Origin of the sequence: Xanthobacter autotrophicus, from assembly GCF_030015065.1 — a bacterium.
Classification (GTDB): Bacteria; Pseudomonadota; Alphaproteobacteria; order Rhizobiales; family Xanthobacteraceae; genus Xanthobacter; species Xanthobacter autotrophicus_D.
On the sequence record NZ_JAIVFN010000452.1, the window covers coordinates 1 to 432 of the forward strand.

The following is a 432-nucleotide window of genomic DNA, read 5'->3' on the forward strand; positions in this document are numbered from 1 at the left end:
ACCTTCGGGCGGCCGCTGGTGGTGGACAAGTATTCGACCGAGCATAACGGCGAGGATGTCAACACCACCGGCGTGTGCCCGGCGGCGCTCGGCACCAAGGACCAGCAGCCGGCCTCCTTCTCCCCCGAAACCGGCCTGTTCTACGTGCCCACCAACCATGTGTGCATGGATTACGAGCCGTTCCGGGTGAGCTACACCCCCGGCCAGCCCTATGTGGGCGCCACGCTTTCCATGTTCCCCGCGCCCGGCAGCCATGGCGGCATGGGCAACTTCATTGCGTGGGATGCTCGCAAGGGCAAGATCGTGTGGTCCAACAAGGAGCAGTTCTCGGTGTGGTCCGGCGCCCTCGCCACCGCTGGCGGCGTGGTGTTCTACGGCACGCTGGAAGGCTATCTGAAGGCGGTGGACGCCAAGACGGGCAAGGAACTCTAC

Annotated in this window: 1 protein-coding gene; it reads left to right on the forward strand. The window is 65.0% G+C overall.

The window, feature by feature from the left end; genetic code table 11:
- Nucleotides 1-432: PQQ-binding-like beta-propeller repeat protein (locus K9U40_RS23990; protein WP_282892550.1), on the forward strand; the 432-nt coding region annotated here is incomplete at both ends.